The 19,781-nt window shown below is 49.4% G+C and carries 20 protein-coding genes and 1 tRNA gene; 13 read left to right on the forward strand and 8 right to left on the reverse strand.

The window, feature by feature from the left end; all coding sequences use genetic code 11:
* Positions 1-243 precede the first annotated feature (243 nt).
* The gene (locus HY879_11215) at positions 244-1,410 is read right to left on the reverse strand and encodes a DUF1343 domain-containing protein (GenBank protein MBI5603914.1); all 1,167 of its coding nucleotides are present in this window, start codon (positions 1,408-1,410) and stop codon (positions 244-246) included.
* Positions 1,411-1,491: 81 nt separating this feature from the next.
* On the opposite strand from HY879_11215, the gene HY879_11220 reads away from it, so the two are divergent.
* The 6 genes from HY879_11220 to HY879_11245 all read left to right on the forward strand — a co-directional run bounded on the left by HY879_11220 (position 1,492) and on the right by HY879_11245 (position 5,967).
* A complete protein-coding gene (locus HY879_11220; GenBank protein MBI5603915.1) occupies positions 1,492-2,505 on the forward strand; it encodes a hypothetical protein in 1,014 nt (337 codons plus the stop codon).
* Between the two features lie 2 nt (positions 2,506-2,507).
* Positions 2,508-3,278, forward strand: coding sequence for a hypothetical protein (locus HY879_11225; GenBank protein MBI5603916.1), 771 nt, complete (start codon positions 2,508-2,510; stop codon positions 3,276-3,278).
* Positions 3,279-3,407: 129 nt separating this feature from the next.
* The gene (locus HY879_11230; GenBank protein ID MBI5603917.1) at positions 3,408-3,977 is read left to right on the forward strand and encodes a CoA pyrophosphatase; all 570 of its coding nucleotides are present in this window, start codon (positions 3,408-3,410) and stop codon (positions 3,975-3,977) included.
* A 50-nt stretch (positions 3,978-4,027) separates the two neighbouring features.
* Positions 4,028-4,104: transfer RNA gene (locus HY879_11235), tRNA-Pro, on the forward strand.
* 63 nt (positions 4,105-4,167) lie between these two features.
* Positions 4,168-4,710 carry a DsrE/DsrF/DrsH-like family protein gene (locus HY879_11240; protein MBI5603918.1) on the forward strand — a complete coding sequence of 181 codons (543 nt, stop codon included), beginning with the start codon at positions 4,168-4,170 and terminating at the stop codon, positions 4,708-4,710.
* 525 nt (positions 4,711-5,235) lie between these two features.
* Complete coding sequence (locus HY879_11245; protein ID MBI5603919.1) at positions 5,236-5,967, forward strand: hypothetical protein; 732 nt, start codon at positions 5,236-5,238, stop codon at positions 5,965-5,967.
* A gap of 219 nt (positions 5,968-6,186) precedes the next feature.
* Here the strand turns inward: HY879_11245 and HY879_11250 are convergent, their stop codons facing one another.
* Positions 6,187-7,524 (reverse strand): ammonium transporter, encoded by a 1,338-nt coding sequence (locus HY879_11250; protein ID MBI5603920.1) that lies wholly within the window; start codon positions 7,522-7,524, stop codon positions 6,187-6,189.
* A 363-nt stretch (positions 7,525-7,887) separates the two neighbouring features.
* Between HY879_11250 and HY879_11255 the strand changes: the two genes are divergently transcribed.
* From HY879_11255 to HY879_11265, 3 genes are read left to right on the forward strand one after another with little or no spacing between them, the layout of a single operon-like run.
* A complete protein-coding gene (locus HY879_11255; protein ID MBI5603921.1) occupies positions 7,888-8,661 on the forward strand; it encodes a ParA family protein in 774 nt (257 codons plus the stop codon).
* Positions 8,654-9,520 carry a ParB/RepB/Spo0J family partition protein gene (locus HY879_11260; GenBank protein ID MBI5603922.1) on the forward strand — a complete coding sequence of 289 codons (867 nt, stop codon included), beginning with the start codon at positions 8,654-8,656 and terminating at the stop codon, positions 9,518-9,520. Before HY879_11255 ends, HY879_11260 begins: the two co-directional genes overlap by 8 nt.
* Before the next feature lie 30 nt (positions 9,521-9,550).
* Positions 9,551-10,069 carry an NYN domain-containing protein gene (locus HY879_11265; protein ID MBI5603923.1) on the forward strand — a complete coding sequence of 173 codons (519 nt, stop codon included), beginning with the start codon at positions 9,551-9,553 and terminating at the stop codon, positions 10,067-10,069.
* A 209-nt stretch (positions 10,070-10,278) separates the two neighbouring features.
* Here the strand turns inward: HY879_11265 and plsY are convergent, their stop codons facing one another.
* A complete protein-coding gene (gene plsY / locus HY879_11270) occupies positions 10,279-10,911 on the reverse strand; it encodes a glycerol-3-phosphate 1-O-acyltransferase PlsY (GenBank protein ID MBI5603924.1) in 633 nt (210 codons plus the stop codon).
* 129 nt (positions 10,912-11,040) lie between these two features.
* On the opposite strand from plsY, the gene HY879_11275 reads away from it, so the two are divergent.
* Positions 11,041-11,409 (forward strand): hypothetical protein, encoded by a 369-nt coding sequence (locus tag HY879_11275; GenBank protein ID MBI5603925.1) that lies wholly within the window; start codon positions 11,041-11,043, stop codon positions 11,407-11,409.
* A gap of 66 nt (positions 11,410-11,475) precedes the next feature.
* Here the strand turns inward: HY879_11275 and HY879_11280 are convergent, their stop codons facing one another.
* Positions 11,476-11,757, reverse strand: coding sequence for a helix-turn-helix domain-containing protein (locus HY879_11280; protein MBI5603926.1), 282 nt, complete (start codon positions 11,755-11,757; stop codon positions 11,476-11,478).
* Positions 11,758-11,968: 211 nt separating this feature from the next.
* Here HY879_11280 and HY879_11285 point away from each other — a divergent pair, with 211 nt between their 5' ends.
* The 3 genes from HY879_11285 to HY879_11295 all read left to right on the forward strand — a co-directional run bounded on the left by HY879_11285 (position 11,969) and on the right by HY879_11295 (position 15,883).
* Positions 11,969-13,105, forward strand: a complete 1,137-nt coding sequence (locus tag HY879_11285; protein ID MBI5603927.1) for a Coenzyme F420 hydrogenase/dehydrogenase, beta subunit C-terminal domain — start codon at positions 11,969-11,971, stop codon at positions 13,103-13,105.
* A gap of 226 nt (positions 13,106-13,331) precedes the next feature.
* Positions 13,332-15,272 (forward strand): 4Fe-4S binding protein, encoded by a 1,941-nt coding sequence (locus HY879_11290; GenBank protein MBI5603928.1) that lies wholly within the window; start codon positions 13,332-13,334, stop codon positions 15,270-15,272.
* The gene (locus HY879_11295; protein MBI5603929.1) at positions 15,269-15,883 is read left to right on the forward strand and encodes an indolepyruvate oxidoreductase subunit beta; all 615 of its coding nucleotides are present in this window, start codon (positions 15,269-15,271) and stop codon (positions 15,881-15,883) included. The genes HY879_11290 and HY879_11295 overlap by 4 nt, the downstream gene beginning before the upstream one ends.
* A 129-nt stretch (positions 15,884-16,012) precedes the next feature.
* On the opposite strand, the gene HY879_11300 is transcribed toward HY879_11295, so the two are convergent.
* From HY879_11300 to nrfH, 4 genes are all read right to left on the reverse strand, one after another.
* Complete coding sequence (locus HY879_11300; GenBank protein MBI5603930.1) at positions 16,013-16,810, reverse strand: 4Fe-4S binding protein; 798 nt, start codon at positions 16,808-16,810, stop codon at positions 16,013-16,015.
* A 240-nt stretch (positions 16,811-17,050) separates the two neighbouring features.
* Positions 17,051-17,515, reverse strand: coding sequence for a cytochrome c (locus HY879_11305; GenBank protein MBI5603931.1), 465 nt, complete (start codon positions 17,513-17,515; stop codon positions 17,051-17,053).
* 1 nt (position 17,516) lies between these two features.
* The gene (locus HY879_11310; protein ID MBI5603932.1) at positions 17,517-19,001 is read right to left on the reverse strand and encodes an ammonia-forming cytochrome c nitrite reductase subunit c552; all 1,485 of its coding nucleotides are present in this window, start codon (positions 18,999-19,001) and stop codon (positions 17,517-17,519) included.
* A gap of 202 nt (positions 19,002-19,203) precedes the next feature.
* Complete coding sequence (gene nrfH / locus HY879_11315; GenBank protein MBI5603933.1) at positions 19,204-19,677, reverse strand: cytochrome c nitrite reductase small subunit; 474 nt, start codon at positions 19,675-19,677, stop codon at positions 19,204-19,206.
* Positions 19,678-19,781 lie beyond the last annotated feature (104 nt).

Raw genomic sequence — 19,781 nt, forward strand, 5'->3', positions numbered from 1 at the left:
TCTGGCCCCCATAATAAAGAGTCCTCCCTCTAATTCGGTCTATCCATGCCTATCGACTTCTTTAGTCGCTTAATAAATCAACATCGACAAAGTTTTGTCGATCAAGTGGCAAAATTCCTGTAGGGTGGGAGCAGCGAAGCGTAACCCACCAATATTAAAAACAAAGCAGATAAAAAACCTCATTCTGAATTCTGGAGAAGCCGATTTTTGGAAATCGGGCATAAGGAAGAAGAGATGAAAAAATCAGGGATAGAGTAAATATTCTTGTCGCAGCCGTAAAAATTTATTCAGCCCATCCTGCCAGGAGGCCTCAAGTTCCGTAATGGGTTGCCCGGCCTCCAGGGCTTGACGGATCAGTTGATCGCCGACCAACAGATCAATGGGCATCCTTTCGGTTTCATATTCATAAGGAGGGGACTTCCAAATAAAGTCCTCGGGATACAGGGTCCGGATGGCCTGGATTAACCTCAAAGAGGTCCGATAGGGTTTAAAGGCCTCCGGATCATAAACCCGCAGAAAAAAACCCCGACATTCCAGACCCGGCCATTTTTGAAAGGTCGGACGAAAGGCCATTTCGATCAATTGAACTCCCGGCAAAGACGTATCCCTGATGAGTTCATTAACTTTTTGGGGATCGATGAAAGGGGCCCCGAAAACTTCAAAGGGCCGGGTAGTTCCCCTTCCTTCCGAGAGGTTCGTCCCCTCCAAGAGCACCTGTCCGGGATAGACCAGGGCCGTGGAAAGGGCAGGCATATTCGGAGAAGGCATCACCCAGGGGTTACCGGTTTGATCAAAAGACATCGACCGCTGCCAGCCTTCCATGGGGATCACCCGAAGGTCGGCGCCGATGTCCATTTCCTGGTTAAATAATCGGGCCAGTTCCCCCATAGTCAGGCCGTGACGCATGGGCAAAGGATAGACCCCGACAAAGGAAGTCAGGTTCGGTAGAAGGATATTTCCTTCTACGGCGATCCCTCCAATCGGGTTGGGACGATCGAGGATCACGATTTTTTTTCGATAATTTTGGCATTCCTGAAGACAGTAGGCCAGGGTAGTGATAAATGTATAGACCCGGGTCCCCACATCCTGGAGGTCAATGAACAGGACATCGAAGGCCTCCATCATCCGGGCCGTGGGGCGGCGGGTCCGGCTGTAAAGGCTATAAATAGGCAGACCTGTGGCCGGGTCCCGGCTGTCCGGGGTCTCGACCATATTATCCTGTTCGGTCCCCCAAAAGCCATGCTGGGGCGAGAACAGACAGGTCAGGTTATTTTGAAATTTACCCCGCAGGAGATCTTTGCTATAGTATCCTTCTTGATTAATCGAGGCCTGATTGGAAAGGAGCCCCCAGCGTCTTTTAAGCAAATCCGATGGCGGATGGGATAATAAAGAGTCAATTCCAAAGCGCATTCTGTCGTTCCTTCATTCCTCGATGAACAGGGTTTGAAAGATTATAGGGGGAAAGGATTAAAAGTCAAGAAAAGCCCTTTTATGAAACAATATCTCTTCGTGTCTGTGCTCGTTTCTTTGCTGGTTCTGCCACTGACCCCACGACCGGTGGCCGCTGCCGGTGCGCTTAACGCCTCGCTTACAATAGCGCCAACCAACTCCCCGGGCTGGGGCCAGCGCTCCAATTATTTGGATCTGGGATTGGGATATCTTATTACCCAGGGTTCTTCTTCTTGGGAGATCAGCTTTCCGGGGCAATCGGCCCGAGGCAAATCGGCCCTTGATTTTAAAAAGATGGACAGTTTGATCCCTTTCATAACATTGGAGTTAAAGCATCCCGATACCTCCGGCTCCTTAAGGCTTCAATATGGAAAAGGCCAAAGCTCGACCAGTGAGGGTTTCGACAAGGATTACCAGGAAGGGTCCTTATATCACCAATCCGGATTTGATGTTACCGGAGAAACAGTTTTTTGGATGGTTGATATCCAGCCCCCTTTTTTTTCTGTCGCAAAGCCCCGATGGACCCTTAAACCTTTTCTGGGATGGCAGCATTATGAAGAAAAAATTCGCATGAACAACGGCCGATGGATCACTCTTTATGGAGCGGAAACTGACCAGCCTTTTGCCGGTCTGGATTCCCGTTATGACTTTAACTGGGATGCCCTGCGCTTGGGGATCAAAGGGGAGTTGGAATTATTAAATCCCCCCGAACCCAAGGGGAAACAACTACGTTTGAAAGGTTCTTTGGCCTTATTTCCTTATATCCATTATCGGGGTCGTGGCGTTTGGAACCTGCGGGATGATTTTAAAAAGGACCCCAGCTTTGCCCATGAGGCCGACAACTTTGGCCTATTAGGCTTGGATGGAGCCCTTTCTTTGGCTTTTTGTCCCCTAAAAATGCTGGAAATCGAGGGAGGGGGCCGGATTTTCTATTTCTATGTACCGGAGGGCACGAATACGACCTATTTTTCCAACAATACCCAGGCCGTAGTCCATTTAAATGAAGCCAGAGCCCTGCGGATCGGACTTTTTTTTCAAATAACCGGGAGGTTTTAATTATGGTTCTTAAACCCTATCAACAAGAATTTGCCCTTTTTTTAGCGGAAGCAGGCAGTCTTTTTTTCAGAAAAGGCCTGGTCTTAAAGGATGGCCGGCCCAGTCCCTATTTTGTCAATATGGGACGTCTGTGTACCGGGAAATTGAGCTTTCGACTGGGCTCTTTTTTTACCCGTCTGCTCCTCGAGTCCAACCGGCTGCTGGAAGTGGATATCCTTTTAGGTCCTTCTTACAAGGGAAGTGCCATCGCCCAGGCCATGGCCATAAACTTCTGGACAGAATATCAAAAAGAATTATATTTTGAATATGATCGAAAAGAAATCAAGGCTTACGGTGAGGCCTCGGGACAAAAAAACCTGATGGTCAACAACACCTTCTTTGATGGATGCGGCCTTTGGATCGTGGACGATGTAGGTACCTCCATGGCCACCAAATATGACCTTTTGGAAAAGATTGCCCTCGAAAGGGAACAGAAAAAGATTTCCGTCCGGATCGTGGGATTGTGTCTTGGCATTGATCGCCAACAGACCACGGCCTGTTATGATTCGGAAGGGAAGGTTCTTTTAGGAATAAAAGGTGAAGATGCTTTAGGTCAATTTACCGAAAGGACCGGGGTACCGGTATATTCCATAGCACCTATTAGCGAGATTATCCAATATCTTTTTGAGGAGCAGATCCCGGTCCAGGTGGAAGGAGTCTGGCAGCCCATCTCCCTCTCCCTTAAAAAAGCGTTTGATGAATATCTTGAAGAATACGGAACGGCAAAAGAGTAAATTTGACAGGATTCACCGGATAATCTGTGCCTGTTCGGAAGAAAGACACAAACCGAAATCCTGTTGATCCTGTCAGACAAAACTATTTCATAACTCAAAAATGGTAACAAATACCGAAAAAATCGAATCATGCAAAAAGAAAAACTAAAACGGTTGCTTCACAAAAGACAGAGCCAGATAACCGATCGCCCGGATTTGACGCCGGCCGGAGTGTTGCTTCCTTTATTCCAGAAAAACCGGAAGACCCATATCCTGTTGACTAAACGAACGGACCGGGTGGAACATCACAAGGGGCAGATCTCCTTTCCGGGGGGCGCTTTTAATTATGAGGACCTGGATTGTCTGACTACGGCTTTACGAGAGACCGAGGAGGAAATCGGGATCGAAATGGATACGGTTGAAATCTTAGGGGAATTAGACCACCTGGTTACCATTACCAATTTTCGTATCTGTCCCTATGTCGGGATCATCCCCTACCCCTATCCATTTAAACTGAGCCCCTTCGAGGTGGAGCGCCTGATTGAACTACCCCTCGATTATCTCCAAAAAGAAGATTTGAAAGAAGGGCCCGTCTCTTTCAACGGCCAGTCTATTTTTAACCTTTGGATAAATTACCAGGGAGATGTCATCTGGGGGGCTACAGCCCGGATCTTGAAAAATTTCCTGGAAATCCTTTCAAAACACCCTGAAAAAATTTAGACCGTCAAACCTCTTTACAACAAAGCCTATTGGTGTTATATTTTAGTAGTCGGGACGTGGCTCAGTCTGGTAGAGCACAGCGTTCGGGACGCTGGGGTCGCTGGTTCAAATCCAGTCGTCCCGACCATTCCCAATCTTGATAAAGGAGTATGATAGAATTTCCCCACCTCTAACTTTTTAAGGAGGACCCATGGACGAGGCTCAGATCAAAAAACTCATTGATGACCGTGTGGATGAGATCTTAAAAGAAAGACTTGCCCAGGTTGGCCAGAAGAACCGATTGGCCATAATAGCCTCAAAGGGTACTCTGGACATGGCCTACCCGCCTTTGATTTTAGCCAGTACGGGGGCGGCCTTCGACTTGGAAGTCGGTATCTTTTTTACCTTCTATGGGTTGGATATTTTAAACAAAAAAAAGAATAAAAATCTGAAGGTTCCTTCCCTGGCTAACCCGGCCATGCCCATACCTGTCCCTAATATCATCGGAGTCCTGCCTGGGATGACCGCCATGGCTACCAGCATGATGAACAACTGGATGGCTAAGCAAAATGTCCCTACCATTCCCGAATTGTTAAAAGCCTGCATCGAAGGCGGGGTCAAACTGATTGCCTGTCAGATGACCATGGATGTTATGGGCGTTAAAAAGGAAGATCTCGTTGACGAAATCGAATTGGGAGGGGCGGCCTCCTTTCTGGATTTTGCCTTAGATGCCAAGACCACCCTGTTTGTGTAATTGAAAACAGACGTTTTGCCCCCCCGATATTAGGGAGCCAAAAAATCCCACACCGGAAAGTCGGGGTCAGGGATTTGATCCAGGAGAAAATCGCTCTGGGTCAAAAAATATCTTGCTTTGACACAGTAATACGTGACCGTAAGGGAAATCAAGTCGCCTCAAGCGGACGGACGGTTACAGGTCTTTAGCCATTACTCGGCAAAATCTAATTTTCATGCTTCGTGGTGCACCCTGGGGTATGAGGGCTTAATTCGAAAATAAGTTAGGAGTTCTCATCCTCGTCCCTTCAAACATAAACATCTCCATTCCATTTAACTTTTTCTGAAATTCTTTGTCTTATAAGCCATAATGTGATTAAAAATATAGAAGAAATGCAAAGAATCCTTTATAATTTATAGTGAAGCCCCATGCTACTCTGAGGCAACACGATTTTTGAAAATGCAAATTACTTCTGCAAGGGACTATAGTTGAAACTTGCATCTTGAGACTTGAAACCTGAAACTCTATGCTAAAGGAGAAAACGCCATGAAGAAAAGCCCCATTGCTATATTGGGAATAGTATTGATCAGCCTGTTTATCTGGGGGTGCAGTCCTTACACCCAACAGGTGGTCCCCCTAAAGATGCCGGCAAGTTATTCCAACATGACCCAGGTGGCGGGGATACAGATAGGTGCCAGATCCTTCAGTGACCCTAATGAGGCCCAGAATGCCTTTGGTTTTGATATCCGTGGGGCCGGATTGCTACCAGTTCAAATAGTAATGGATCACAGAGGGACTTCACCCATAGAAATCAACCCGACCCAGACCTTTCTGGTCGATTATCAAAATAATCTTTGGCCGGTATTGGACAAGCGGTTGGCTTATGAACGCGTAGCGAAACACAGCGAATTAGCCGGGATTGGTTCCGGGGCGGTAAAACATGGATTTCTGGGTGCGGCTGCCGGGGCTTTAATTGGTGCTGCGATCGGTATCGTCGGCGGTAGAGGCGTAGGGGAGGCCGCAGGCAAAGGGGCAGCTCTGGGGGCAGCAGCCGGGGCCACCCTCGGAGGAGCCGCTGCCTATGGTTCCGATAAGGCCGGTCAGAATATCTCCGAAGATCTAAGAAACAAATCCCTTGAAAACCGGGCTATTCGGCCCATGGAAATCGTTCATGGTTTTATCTTTTTTCCTGGAGAAGCCGCTTCCGCCAGGGATCTGAGACTGCAGTTTAAGGAGGTTGGGACCGGCCGGTTTTTTAATGTGTCTTTGCCGCTTTAGAACGAAAATAACGTTCAGGGTCGGGGGTCAGGGATCGGGGGTCGGCGAAAGACATTTTCATTCTTCGTAGTGCCCGACCCGGGCATGAGTGCTTAGAACGAAAATAGGGTTCAGGGGTTTTAAATTCCAAGCCTTTCACTTGAATCCTTGGCCCCTGGACCCCTTGAATCCTTTTTTATGCTTCATGGCGCTCGCCCCTGCGGGGGCATCCCCCGCTTCTTACCTTACATCCATCAACCCGTAACCATGTTCGCCGTGCATACTTTCATCCAGACCGATGAGTTCATCGTTGTGGTCCAGCCGAAACCCGATGGTTTTGTTGATCAGAACGACTAATATTAAGGTGACCAAGGCGGCATAGACAATGGTAATTCCCATACCGGCGCCCTGAATCCCGAGTTGGTTCCAGGCACCCCAGGACCCGCCGGCCTTCTTGGCGGCTTCGGCCATCCAACTCGGCCGGATAAAAAAGGAGAGCAAAAGGACTCCCAGACCGCTCCCGACTCCATGGACACCAAAGACATCCAACGAATCATCGTAACCCAGTTTATATTTTAATAGAATGGCTCCATAACAGACCAGGGCCGAAAAGAACCCCAGGGCCAAGGCCCCTATGGGTTGTACCACCCCGGCTGCGGGGGTAATCACTACCAATCCGGCCAGGATACCGGTTGCAAACCCCAGAGAAGTGGCTTTACGGAGATGCAGCGTTTCAATAAGCATCCAGGTCAAGGCCCCGGAGGCAGCCGAAATCTGGGTCATCGTCAAAGCCCTGGCCGTATCCAAGCCGCTGGAAACGGTACTACCGGCATTAAATCCAAACCAACCCACCCATAACAAACCGGCCCCGATCATGGTAATGACCAGGTTATTAGGGGTGCTGATCAATTTGGGATAGCCATGCCGGGCACCCAAATACAAAACCGCCACCAGGGCACTCACCCCGGCAGAGACATGGATCACCATCCCGCCGGCCAAATCAATTACGCCCCGGGCACCCAGGTTATAAAGAAACCCATCTTCGGCCCAGATCCAGTGGCAGAGAGGACAATAAACAAAGAGAAACCACAAAGTGATAAAAACACAGTAGCTTCGGAATCGGACCCGCTCGGCAAAGGCCCCGGCGATGAGGGCTGGAGTAATGATGGCAAATTTGCCTTGAAACATGGCCACCACATATTCCGGAACGCCGGCGCTGTGGATGGAATCATCAATGCCCTTTAAAAAGAAATAATCCGGGTTCCAGCCTATCCAGCCGCCCAGGATATTTTTGCCGAAAGACAGGGCGTAGCCGCAAACCGCCCAGAGGACCCCGATAATGGCCATAGAGACAAAACTGTGCATCATGGTTCCCAAAACATTCTTGGTCCGGACCAGGCCGCCATAAAACATGGCCAACCCCGGCACCATGAGCAGGACCAGGGCGGTAGAAATGAGCATCCAGGCGGTAGATCCCGTATCGATGGGAGGTTTTTCCCCGGCCCAAACCAGGTGGGTTGTTAAGAGAATCGAAAAAAAGAGCAAGACAGGGCCCCATTTTTTATTTTTCATGAACATTATCTCCCCTTGACCTGTATTTATTGATTTAATAGGCTGAGATATAGCAAAAGTCTTGCCATAAGGACCAATATATAATTATTTAATTAAACCAGTAAATTATATGGTAATTTTTTAGACCAAACGGTTATTGAAATACAAAAATGTAACACCTTGTTATTATATAAATACAAATTTGTAATTTATAAGGGATTCGCTGGCCCCTGGACTACTTTCCCTTTTGGAGATGATTTTTCTTCTCTATGGCCTCGGAGTTTCTGCGGTGAAAAATAGATTTACGGCAATGTTCCACGTGGAACACTTAAAACTCTTTTCAAGGGGAGGTTTTTGTGTAATAGTGGGCCATTAAAATAAAGGGGCCTCATGGGAAAGCTTATTTGTGTTGTTAATCAAAAGGGTGGGGTGGGGAAAACGGCTACGGCAATCAATCTGGCTGCAGCCTTGGCTCTTGCCGAGAAAAAGACCTTAATCATAGACTTTGACCCCCAAGGGAATGCTACCAGCGGGGTCGGTGCCAACAAGCAGACCTTCCAGCATTCCATCTATCATCTTTTGGTTGACCAACTTGATCCTGCCGATCTGATATTATCAACCGACCTCCCCTTCTTAAAAATAATTCCCTCGGATATGGATCTGGTCGGGGCTGATATCGAATTGGTGCCGCTGCCGCAGCGCGAAAAGGTGCTTAAAAACAAAATCAGTTCAATAATTCCGGAATTCGACTATATTTTTCTGGACTGCCCTCCTTCCCTGGGTTTACTGACCGTTAATGCCCTGACCGCCGCACAATCCATAATTGTCCCAACTCAATGCGAATATTATGCCTTAGAGGGATTGGGTAAGCTCTTAACGACCATACAGATTGTTCAAAGGGATTTAAATCCCTCCCTGGTTGTTGAAGGTATCCTGCTGACCATGTTTGATATCCGCAACAATCTTTCCGGACAGGTCGAAGCCGAAGTCCGGACCCATCTTAAGGAACTTGTTTTTAAGACCGTTATTCCGAGAAATGTTCGGATCAGCGAAAGCCCCAGTCATGGCCTTCCGGTTGTTTTATATGATGTCAATTCCCGTGGTGCCCAAAGCTATCTGGAACTGGCCAAAGAATTAGTGGAAAGGGAGAAAAAAAATGGATGACGGCCGGGTCTTTGGTCCAAAAAAAAGGGGGTTGGGTCGGGGATTAGGGGCCTTGATTCCGACCGTTGAAACCCCGAAAGGTGAAAAGAGGTCCTTTTTTTATGTGGGTATTGAAGAAGTTCAGCCCAATCCTCTACAGCCCCGCAAGAAGGTCAAAGAGGCTTCGATAGACCAATTGGCCGAATCCATAAAAGAAAAAGGGATTATCCAGCCCTTGCTGGTCCGAAAAATCGACGATGGCTATGAATTAATCGCCGGGGAAAGGAGATGGCGGGCCGCCCAGCGAGCAGGCCTGACAGAAGTCCCGGTATTGATCCGGGAGGCCGAACCGACGGCCCAGTTAGAATTGGCCCTGATAGAAAATATCCAGCGGCAGAACCTGAATCCCATGGAAGAAGCCGAGGCCTATCAGCGATTGATTCAGGAATTCGGTATTTCTCAGGAGGAGGTGGGGCGGCGAGTCGGGAAAGACCGCTCATCCGTTGCCAATATTTTGCGTTTATTGAAATTATCCCCCTGGGTCCAGGAAAAAATCTCTGAAGGAGCGGTTTCCTTCGGCCATGCCAAGTGTCTGCTGGCCCTGGAATCTCCTCAAGAACAGATCCGATTGGCCAAGGAAATTATTGAAAAAGGAATTTCGGTTAGAGAACTGGAACGTATTATGAAAAAAGGGGAACCGGCCCAGGTTAAGAAGGGCCGCTTAGCTTCTTTGGCTGAAGAAGACTGGGTGAAGGAGATGATTCAGAAATATAAGACCCGCATCAAGCTAAAGAGAAAAAAGAAGGGCGGGGCCTTGGAAATCTATTTCCATTCCGAAGAGGAATTAATCCGCATTGTCGATCTGATGATGCCAAAATAATTAATAAATAATGAAATATTAAATTTAAAAATGGCAATCCGACTCCTTGTTGATGGCTACAATCTGATTCGAAAATTTCCATCTTTAGCCCGGGTGGAAGAGGCTGATTTTTCCAAAGGCCGGGAGAAGCTATTGGAGTGGTTATCTCAATACCGACAAAGGGCCCCTCATACCATTACGGTCGTTTTTGACGGCGGTAAAGGGGGGGGACTCTTTGAAGGGAGGGATATTTATAAGGGGATAAAAATTTTGTACTCCCCCTTGGGAAAAACCGCTGATGATATTATTAAACGGTTAGTGCAACGCGATAGGGAAAAGACATTAGTAGTCACTTCCGACCAGGAATTGGGTTCTTTTTGCCGGAGTTACCAAGCCGGATGGATTCGCTCCGAAGAATTCGCCCAACGGATTCAGAATAAATTAATGGACCGGGATAAGGAAACGTTCATGGAAGAAGATCAGGATCCCTGGCCTAAGAAGAAAAAGGGAACCGCCTTCCGTATTTCAAAAAAGCTTAAAAAGGAGAGGAAATATTGGGATAATCTATAGGGCCGGGTTGGATAGAGAGCCCTGCTTCATGGTAATCCGCTAAGGTTAATAATTAATCTGCATGGTCTCCAGGACTTGGATTTTCGTATCAGTTTAGCTTTTTGAAAAACTGTTTTCACTCCAGAGGCGCAGAAAGCGCAAAGAAAATCTCTCTACGTCCTTTGCGGCTTTGCGGTGAACAAAATCCCTCTTTTCAAACACCTAAAGTGTTACGGATTTTCTTGGTTTAGGTTTTTCCCCCCATGCCAGGGTTTTTCTTCTCCCTTGATAAGACGACGGATGTTCTCTTGGTGTTTGAAAATAATTGCAGAAGCGATGATAATGGAAAGCATTACGGCATAGATGTTATAGTTAAATAAAATCAATAGGATTGGAAATGATCCGGCGGCAATCATGGATCCCAGTGAGATATATTTTCCAAAATAAACGACCAGCACAAAAATAGGAATGGCTATCAGGAGGGCCTTGGGACCGATTAGAATGAAAATCCCAAAAGCCGTAGCGACCCCCTTTCCTCCTTTAAATCCCAGGTAAATTGGAAAGAGATGTCCCAGAAAGGCGGCCAGGGCCATGAGACAAATAAAGAAAAAGCCCGTATCGCCCTCCCTCCCCAAAACCCATTGGCCTATCCAGATGGGGATCATCCCTTTAAGCATATCCCCGAATAAAGTCAGAACCCCCCACTTCTTACCCATTAACCGGGAGACATTGGTGGCCCCGATATTCTTGCTGCCTTCTTCCTGGAGGTTTCCTTGACCGAATATTTTGGAAAGGACTACGCCGGTCGAAATGGACCCAACTAAGTATGCGAAAACAATTAACAAAATGGCTTCAAAAGGCATGGCTTTCCCAAATCTTGATGTGTTTTTGAAATGTTCCTAAAATTTTTTTGACTATACGTAGAGAGGATAATATAGTCAAGGGAAATGGAAAAATCCTTGCCGGTCCTGTAATGTCGTCAGGAGAAGGTAATGTCCCCCAAAAAAATATTGATCATTTTGAGCCATGCCTTTATTGGATGGGTGCTCTGTGCCGCAACCATGGGATTCGGCCTGGCCTTGACCTCGTTAGAGAATACGCTGATCATCCATGCCATCGGAGCACCGATCTTCTTTTCACTGGTCTCACTCAATTATTTTTTCAAATTCAGCTATACGACCCCTTTACCAACGGCCTTGATTTTCGTTGGCTTCGTGATCACCGTGGATTTTTTTGTCGTGGCCCTGATGATCAACGGAAGTTTAGACATGTTTGCCAGCCTGATGGGAACATGGATTCCATTTGCCCTGATACTGGTTTCGTCCTATGGGACCGGGCTGGTTGTGAGAAAAGGCCTTTAACTGAAGGAAGAGAACCTGGCACTACTTCGCTTCTTCGGGAATCGGCGACCCATAAGGGAAGCGGGATTAGACCGAAATCGTTTTACCGCTGGCTTTAAAGGCTTCCAGGCTCTTCCCCTCCACGCGGAGGGAATTGCCGGACTTGATGGTATTAATTTCTCTCCATTCAATCAGGCGATAAAGCTCCTTCCGCCCGATTCCCAGTGACTTGGCGGCCTCTGAAATGCTAAATAGGGGAGCCGAGACGAATTCTTCCGAAATCGATTCTTCTTCACCCCGTTCATTTTCCAGCAAACCTTCGTTGATCAAATTGGCTTTGGAGATACGGCTGTCCTTCCTTCGGTTCATCTTCGATCCTCCCTGGTTGCATTTTTAAGGATATTTAATAAAACACCTGATGGGTTTAAAAGTACTATGAAGAGAGCCATAAAGGAATAGGTTGAAGACTGTATTTTTTGGGGGAGGGCAGATTATTTTTATCTTTCGTTTACCATAATTAAATTGAATTTCTGGCCTTTTTATTTTAGGCTTTGGAAGAATTGATGAGAAGGAGATTGTGATGAGCGATACCATTCAGGGCCATGGCCAGGCGGCGTTGCGGACCCGTGTCCGGGAAACCAAATTTTGTACGGCTTGCGGCGCCTGCGTCAACCTCTGCCCCTACCAGGCCTATTATCAAGACGAGGTGGTCACCCTCCACGTCTGCGATCTTCAGGAAGGGAGATGTTTTGCCTTTTGTCCGCGAACGGCAACGGATCTGGATTCCCTTCGGGCCCGTTTGTTTGATCCCCAGGACCTGACCCCGGAAATTGGTGCGGTCAAGGATTATTCTATCTGCCGGGCAGCCGATGAGAAAATTCGCCGACAGGCCCAGCACGGCGGTACGGTATCGGCCCTGATGAGTTTGGCTTTGGAGGAAGGGATCATCGATACGGCCGTGGTGGCCCAGGGCGGTGACCGTTTTACTCACCAGGGTGTGGCGGTGGGGGAAGCCGCGGAAGTACGAAAGCGGGGGAAAAGTAAATTTATCGCTGCCGGTACGATAGCGGCCTTCAACCGGGCGGCCCAAAGTGATTCCCAAAAAATCGGCGTTGTAGCCACGCCCTGTCAGGCCTTGGCCCTGGCCAAGATGCGGATGAAGCCCTTTCCGGAAAAGGACAATAATATCGATAAACTAAAGCTGGTCGTCGGCCTTTTTTGTGGCTGGACCCTGTCTTGGAAAAAATTAATCCCCCTCCTTAAAACCCGGACCAATCTGGAAGAAATCGTCGGCATGGATATCCCGCCGGGAAAAGGGCAGGTGGCCGTTTTTACCCAAACCGGAGCCATCGCCATTCCCTGGGAGGAGATCGATCCCCTGGTCCGGGAGGGCTGCCGTATCTGCCTCGATACGACTGCCGAGTTTGCCGACATTTCCGTCGGGTCCGCCCGCTTGCCCGAAGACTGGGAGACCCTCCGGTCCTGGAATCAGGTTATTGTCCGGACAAAAACCGGTCAGGACCTCATTGATCTGGCCCGTAAAAAAGGCATCCTGGAATTCCGGGAGGTCCCGGCCGAAGTCCTTGAGGAACTGAAAAAGGCCGCCCTGAATAAAAAAAGGACAGCCTTGAAAACGATTATGGAGAAAACCGGAACCCCTGAAGATCTGATTTATGTGGATCGAAGGGATTCCGTTATTTGCCGGATTTTGGGTTAATTGAGCACAATCAAAAATTGATTGTCCTGTAAAAATCCGGAAGAGCTCATTTTCGGCATTCCGAATTCCGTCCCTGACAGGACTACATCCCCGGGGTGGAAACGGGAATCCAGTGTTTATAATTGGTTACGCCTGGGCTGGATTCCCGCCTGCGCGGGAATGCCGAGTTTAATAAGATTATTGTACCCAATAGGTCAGGCCTCCTGTCTGACAAAAGGAAATCATCATGTCGAAATGGATTGAGAACAAAGAGGGGATGCGGGTGTTATTGATGGGCAATGAAGCCATTGTCCGTGGCGCCTTGGAAGCCGGAGTCCACGTGGCCGCAGGGTATCCGGGCACACCCTCCTCGGAAATTATCGAGAATTTATCCAAGGTGGCCAGGGAACGCCATTTGTATGTGGAATGGTCCACCAATGAGAAGATTTCGCTGGAGGTAGCGGCCGCGGCTTCCTTTGCCGGACTGCGGGCCATCTGCCCCATGAAGCAGAATGGGGTGAATGTGGCCTCTGATTTTCTGCTTCATCTGGCCGGCTCCGGGACTCGCGGGGGACTGGTCCTGGTGAGCTGTGATGATCCGGGAGCCCTGTCCAGTGCGAATGAAGGAGAATCCCGTCATTTCGCCCGGATGATTGAAATCCCGCTTTTGGAACCCGGGGATTTTCAGGAAGCCAAGGATATGACCAGGTGGGCCTTCGAACTTTCAGAGGAAATAAAAAATATCGTTATGGTGCGTTCCGTTACGCGCCTGTCCCATGCCAGCGGCAGTGTCCGGCTCGGGAAGCTTCCGGAAAAAAAGGGCACGGCTGAATTTAGATTTCAGGGGCCTTTCCTAAACCCGGATACAGGGCCGGTCTCCAGTATGCCGGTGGCCTATCACCATGACCTTCAGCACAAAAAATTGGATCGGGTGCGGGAGCTCTTTGAAGAGAGCCCCTTCAACACGTATGAGGGACCGGAAAAACCGGAATTGCTGGTCATCACCAGCAGCGCCTGCACGCTCTATTGCCGGGAAGCCCTTAATCTATTGGGATTGAAAGACCGGGTGGGACTCCTTAAATTGGGCACTACCTGGCCATTGCCGCCAAAATTGGTGAAGAGCTATTTGGCGAAGGCGGGAAAAATCCTGATCGTGGAGGAGGTCATCTCCTTCCTGGAAGACAGCGTCAAGATCCTGGCCGCGGAACAGGCGGCCGAGATCGGGATCAAGACCTTTTACGGAAAAAATGACGGGTCGATTCCGATGATCGGGGAACTCAATCCTGACCTGGTGGCAGCCGGTCTATCTAAAATTATGGGGGTTCCGTACCTGTCGATGGATGGAGCCTACGAAAAGGAGGCTCAGGAGGCGGCCGGGTCATTGGCGCCTGGCAGGGAGCTGAACTTCTGCCCGGGCTGTCCTCATCGGGCTTCCTTTTGGTCCATCCATAAGGCCCTGCAATTGGACAACCGTCAGGGCTTTGTCTGCGGGGACATCGGCTGTTACAGCCTGGGGGCCTTACCGGCCGGGTTCCAGAGCGTCAAGATCGCCCATGCCATGGGCTCCGGTTTAGGTCTGGCCTGCGGATTCGGCAAGCTGGGAGATTTTGGGATGGATCAACCGACGATCGCCGTCTGCGGCGATTCCACCTTTTTCCATGCCGTCTTACCGGCCCTGGTCAATGCCATCCATCAGGAGGCCGCCACCCTTTTGATCATTTTGGACAACAGCGGCACGGCCATGACCGGGTTTCAACCTCACCCCGGCCTTCCGATCAATGCCGTGGGTCAAGAGGCCCCTAAGGTGGATATCGCCAGGGTTTGCGAGGCCATGGGGGCGAAGGTGGTCATTCGGGACCCCTTCAATCTGGAAGAGACCCGGGCCACCATAAACGCGCTTCTGGAGCAAGGGGGGGTGAAGGTGCTTATCTTGCGCCAAATATGCGCCTTGAGTCCTGAAAAAAAAGGAAAGGAAGACTACAGGATGCAAATCGATGAATCCCGGTGCCTGGGCGATGAGTGCGGTTGCAACCATCTCTGCACCCGGATTTTCCGCTGTCCGGGCCTGATCTGGGATAAAGGAACGAAAAAATCGCGAATCGATGAGGTTATTTGTGTGGGCTGCGGAGTCTGTGCCGATATTTGCCCTAATGGAGCCATTATGAGAGAGGAGCCGGTATCCTTATGAAACCATTAATCCAAGATCCCTATAACATCATCCTGGCCGGAGTCGGAGGCCAGGGCAATGTCCTGGCCTCCCGGGTACTGGCCAACATGCTTTCCAGGCAGGGGTACTTTCTGACCATTGGAGAAACCTTTGGAGCCTCCCAGAGGGGAGGTTCGGTGATGAGCCACCTCCGCGTATCCGCCGCCTCCACCTGGAGCCCTCAAATTCCAAAAGGAAAGGCCCACATCATTATCGCCCTGGAACCTGTCGAAGCCATCCGTATCCTGGCCACCTATGGCAACCGTCAGGTAACTGTGTTGACCAACACCCGCCCGGTCTACCCGGTGAGTGTCATTGCCGGAGAATGCAACTACCCTGAAACGGATATCATCAAAAAAACATTAGAAAGATTATCCGCCCGGGTTTGGTTGATCGATGCCACAGAGGAAGCCATGAAACTGGGAAATCCCATTCTCAGCAACATTATCATGATCGGAGCGGTCGGCGGCTTGGGTCTTCTCCCGATCCAGTTGGAAGATTTTGTCTCGGTGATCGGGGAGACCTTCCCCGAGAAACTTCTGAGTGTCAACCAGCAGGCCTTCGAAATCGGTCAAAATAAGGTGAAAAAATAAAAGTTGCAGGTTGCAAGGGGCTATAGGGTATAGGTGAAGGAAAAACCATAAAATCGTTTTACCTTGCCCATCGCCCATTGCCTAAAAGAAATTTTCATGCTTCGTGGCGCCCCGGAGGGACATGGGGGCTTAATAAAAAACAGAACCCCTTTCGTTACCTGCCAAGCGATTTAAAATCTCCCCCAACCGCTCGCCTTTCTGACAATGGGTCTGGTAAAAATCCAGATAGTGATTCAGGACATTGAGCATCTCATCTTTGGAATATATTTCCCCCAGGTCTTTTCCCAATTGAGGATGGCGGCCGAGTTTACCGCCCACCAGAACCCGGAAACCTTGGGAATCCTCTTGGAGCGTGCCTGTCGGGCAGGCCGTAATACATTGGCCGCAGGAAAGACATTTTTCAAAATCGATGGCCGGGTTCTCTGCGCCTTCATTTAAGCTAATGGCCCCTTCCTGACAAGCTTCAAGGCAGGCGCCACATTGCGTGCAGGATTCTTTGGAAACCCTGGGGCGTTTAGCCCCGATGAGGCCGAAGTCGACGATCTGGGGACGGGAACAGGCATTAGGACAGCAGGAAAGGGAAACCCGGAATTCATGGTGCAGCTTTAACGGACCCTTAACCCGTTCTTTTAAAAAAGATTTCAAGTCTCTTTTGCCGAGTTCTCCTTCCAGGACTTGAGCGATTCCTTCACCGTCCACGACCCGGTTGGGGCAGCCGGACGGTCCGAAACAGGTCTCCACCTGAAAGCCTTGAACCTCCCGGTCCATCTCTTTAAGAAAGCGCTTCTGGCTGGCTTGGACGTGCTCCAGGGTGACTTCGGAACTCCGGCAACGGGCCGCTTCTTCTTCGACTTTCTTTTTAACCTTTTTTCGAACAAAAAAGGGGACCCGGGAGACCGCCTCTTCCGCTTCTTTGGTCCATTTCATCTTAAACCCCAACCCGGACCAGCCGGAATCAAGATTTTGGATATACAAAACATGTTAATAAAACCTCAATTGGTCCGGGTCCAAGGCGTGTTCTTTAAGAAATTCTATTCATTTTGCGTAGAATTATATTCTTTAGTTACTAATGCCCCAGGGGACGCCACCAAGCTGAAAATAGATTCAAGGTCCAAGGTTTGCCACACTTGAAACTTGCATCTTGAAACTTTACTTTCGAATTAAACCCTATTTCCGCCTTTTCTTGACCATCTCGGCTGCGACGGCAGTGCCTTTATTCGACCAGGACTGGCGCACATAACTGATGATGGCGGCCAGTTGCTGATCATTAAAGGTATCTTTCCATGTCGGCATCTGGCCTAATTTCCCTTTACGACCATTTAAGACCGTATCAATCACCTTGGTCGCCTCACCGACCACGAAGGGATTTCCATCCAAAGCCGGGAATTTGTTCGGCAGGCCTTGGCCGTTGAGGCGGTGGCAGTCGGCACAGGTCCCTTCAAACAACTTCTTCCCTTCCTGGATTTGCTTTTCCGGCCCCTGGGCCTGCCCCGGCGAATTCCAGCCGAAAAAAATAGCTGTTGAAATAATCCCCAGGAAAGCAGCCACTACTCGAAGCCACTTAATAGGCCACAAGAAACGAGCTTTCTTTTCTCCGAACTCCAAACTCCGAACTCCGAACAGTCTTTCCATCTCATTTCCCCATGGACTTAACAGGGGTTATCATCTCCTGGATCCCGAAGGGGTCCTTGAATTCCAACTCCGGTCTGAATTTGAGCTTCTTAACCCCTCGATTATTTAAATACTTGGACATTTCCATATTAATATCTGCCGGCACATCCACCCCGGCTTTGGCCAGGGTCTGTCTCAGCAGGGCCTCGGCCTTCATGGCCATGGCCACGGCATCGCCGCAGATCCGGCCGGCTTCAGAAGGATTGTGAAAGCCCACGGAATTTTCCGCACCGATAAAGATGATCCGGTACATGGCTTCTTCGTATAGACTTTTGGCTTGCTGATAAAAGGCCTTATCGATATTTTTGCCCTGTTCCTGGGCCTTATGGGCCGTCTCAAAAAGTTTGGCCGAAACGGCCGCTGCATACCCGGCCCGATTCATCATGGAAACGGTGCGGTCCTGGATGGCGATCACCTGTTCCGTCAACCACTGGGAGGTTTCCGTATGACATTGCTGACAGGCCCGCATATCGTTTTTCAAGGGACTCATGACATTATGATCCGAAATCTTGTTGGCCCCCACCTTGGTGTAAGGCATATGGCAATCGGCACAGGCCACATTGGCCTTCCAGTGGATACTGTTGCGGCTGTAAAATTCATATTCCGGGTGGCGGACAAAGCCCAGCTTAAAACCAGTGACGGCTTGTTTCCATTCCAGATTGGCCGGATCACTTTTGATGACCTTGATGATGTTCTCAACGGAAATATCCCCGACCTTACTGCCCTGCCAGGGAAAGAAGACTCCCGTCGATTTCATCTCCTTATCTTTGCTGATGACGTAGGTCACATGGCATTGGGCGCAAGCCAGACTGCGCAGCTCCTGGCGGCCGATCTGATTCACATCCTTGCCCATGTCGGCCAGGGCCTTTTTCAAAGTCCAACGGCTCAGTTTGGGGTTCAGGGTCTTGTTGTCATGGCAATCGGCGCAGGCCACGCCCAATTTTTGGAATTGAGAAGGAATTTTACTGTGTACTTCCACGTAGGGAAGTTGGAAATAATTGAGCCCCATTTCTTGTTGCAGCTTCGGGGCATAGGGGGTCTTGCAGGTCAGGCAGACGCCCCCGGCCTTGAGGCGGGAAGGATCAATCTCCAATTGGTCGATGAGCATATAATGATGCCCCCGGGGTTCATTGTACTCCACGCCAAACCCCCAGCCGTTAAAGAGGAGAGGCATGTAGGGGAATTCGCTTAATTTATCGTAGATGACCCGATCCGTGTCATAGCCCTTTTTATATTTACTTTTTCCGGCCGGTTTGGGATCTTTGGTCTTGAGCCAGGATTCATATTCCAGGGGATAGGCCTTGCCCCAGTTGGCCGGATCAAAATCTCCGTCGGCAATGGTTACGGTCCTGACCGGCTCCGGTTTGGAAGGGGAGCAGGCAAAGACCAATAATCCTCCAGCAGCAATAATAAGGGCGACGACCAACACGAATTTTGTTTTTTTCATAAGCACCTTCCTTATTTGATGGCTTACAAAACATCGATTTGCATCTCAAACTTCCTATCCGCGCCCGCCCCGGTTGGAACGGTGGATTTAAATACGAAAATAGAAAATCAGGCGCGAGGCAAGAGAGGAAAAAACACTGGCCCTTGGCCCTTTAATTCCATTTTCATGTTTCGAGGTGCCCCGCCCCCTGATCCCCGATCCCTTATGGCGCCAGGGTTTCTATGGAACCGCCCTGAATATGGGACAGGCGTCGATGGCATTCCCAGCAATTTCGGCCGGACATATCCACCCGGGCAATGGTTTCCCCGTGGCAACGCTCACAATTTTCCTTGGCTATCCTGGCCCCCTTGGCAGACAAGCGGATATTTTCCGGGACCCGGCCGGAATAAAAAACATAGGCATCCCACATCCCTTGAAGACCCTTCTGGAACATATGGTTGGCCACTTGATCGTTTGGTAAATGACAGTCGATGCATTTGATTCTGCGGTGGGCCCCTTGATGTCGCCAGGCCTCATATTCGGCTTCCATGACATGGCAGGCGGCGCAGAATTCCGGGGTTCCGGATTTAGCGTAGAGTTTAGGAGGACCGAAGGAGGCGAATAATCCCCCGGCGATCGCGATTATGACCGCTATCCCCAGATAGGACCATAACCTTTTTCCTTTAGGAAAGTTCATAGGCCACCCCTTTTTGATAAAGTTTAAGGCTTGGGTACCTACTTAGTGCGAAAATAAAGTCCGATTTCGGATTTTCGATTTCGGATTTCGGAATTTAAAAGCAA

It is taken from the genome of Deltaproteobacteria bacterium (assembly GCA_016219225.1).
Classification (GTDB): Bacteria; Desulfobacterota; RBG-13-43-22; order RBG-13-43-22; family RBG-13-43-22; genus RBG-13-43-22.

Coding starts and splice junctions, on each gene's coding strand:
- HY879_11215 (MBI5603914.1), bottom strand. CDS start 1,410: ATGCGCTTTGGAATTGACTCTTTATTATCCCATCCGCCATCGGATTTG.
- HY879_11220 (MBI5603915.1), top strand. CDS start 1,492: ATGAAACAATATCTCTTCGTGTCTGTGCTCGTTTCTTTGCTGGTTCTG.
- HY879_11225 (MBI5603916.1), top strand. CDS start 2,508: ATGGTTCTTAAACCCTATCAACAAGAATTTGCCCTTTTTTTAGCGGAA.
- HY879_11230 (MBI5603917.1), top strand. CDS start 3,408: ATGCAAAAAGAAAAACTAAAACGGTTGCTTCACAAAAGACAGAGCCAG.
- HY879_11240 (MBI5603918.1), top strand. CDS start 4,168: ATGGACGAGGCTCAGATCAAAAAACTCATTGATGACCGTGTGGATGAG.
- HY879_11245 (MBI5603919.1), top strand. CDS start 5,236: ATGAAGAAAAGCCCCATTGCTATATTGGGAATAGTATTGATCAGCCTG.
- HY879_11250 (MBI5603920.1), bottom strand. CDS start 7,524: ATGTTCATGAAAAATAAAAAATGGGGCCCTGTCTTGCTCTTTTTTTCG.
- HY879_11255 (MBI5603921.1), top strand. CDS start 7,888: ATGGGAAAGCTTATTTGTGTTGTTAATCAAAAGGGTGGGGTGGGGAAA.
- HY879_11260 (MBI5603922.1), top strand. CDS start 8,654: ATGGATGACGGCCGGGTCTTTGGTCCAAAAAAAAGGGGGTTGGGTCGG.
- HY879_11265 (MBI5603923.1), top strand. CDS start 9,551: ATGGCAATCCGACTCCTTGTTGATGGCTACAATCTGATTCGAAAATTT.
- plsY (MBI5603924.1), bottom strand. CDS start 10,911: ATGCCTTTTGAAGCCATTTTGTTAATTGTTTTCGCATACTTAGTTGGG.
- HY879_11275 (MBI5603925.1), top strand. CDS start 11,041: ATGTCCCCCAAAAAAATATTGATCATTTTGAGCCATGCCTTTATTGGA.
- HY879_11280 (MBI5603926.1), bottom strand. CDS start 11,757: ATGAACCGAAGGAAGGACAGCCGTATCTCCAAAGCCAATTTGATCAAC.
- HY879_11285 (MBI5603927.1), top strand. CDS start 11,969: ATGAGCGATACCATTCAGGGCCATGGCCAGGCGGCGTTGCGGACCCGT.
- HY879_11290 (MBI5603928.1), top strand. CDS start 13,332: ATGTCGAAATGGATTGAGAACAAAGAGGGGATGCGGGTGTTATTGATG.
- HY879_11295 (MBI5603929.1), top strand. CDS start 15,269: ATGAAACCATTAATCCAAGATCCCTATAACATCATCCTGGCCGGAGTC.
- HY879_11300 (MBI5603930.1), bottom strand. CDS start 16,810: ATGAAATGGACCAAAGAAGCGGAAGAGGCGGTCTCCCGGGTCCCCTTT.
- HY879_11305 (MBI5603931.1), bottom strand. CDS start 17,515: ATGGAAAGACTGTTCGGAGTTCGGAGTTTGGAGTTCGGAGAAAAGAAA.
- HY879_11310 (MBI5603932.1), bottom strand. CDS start 19,001: ATGAAAAAAACAAAATTCGTGTTGGTCGTCGCCCTTATTATTGCTGCT.
- nrfH (MBI5603933.1), bottom strand. CDS start 19,677: ATGAACTTTCCTAAAGGAAAAAGGTTATGGTCCTATCTGGGGATAGCG.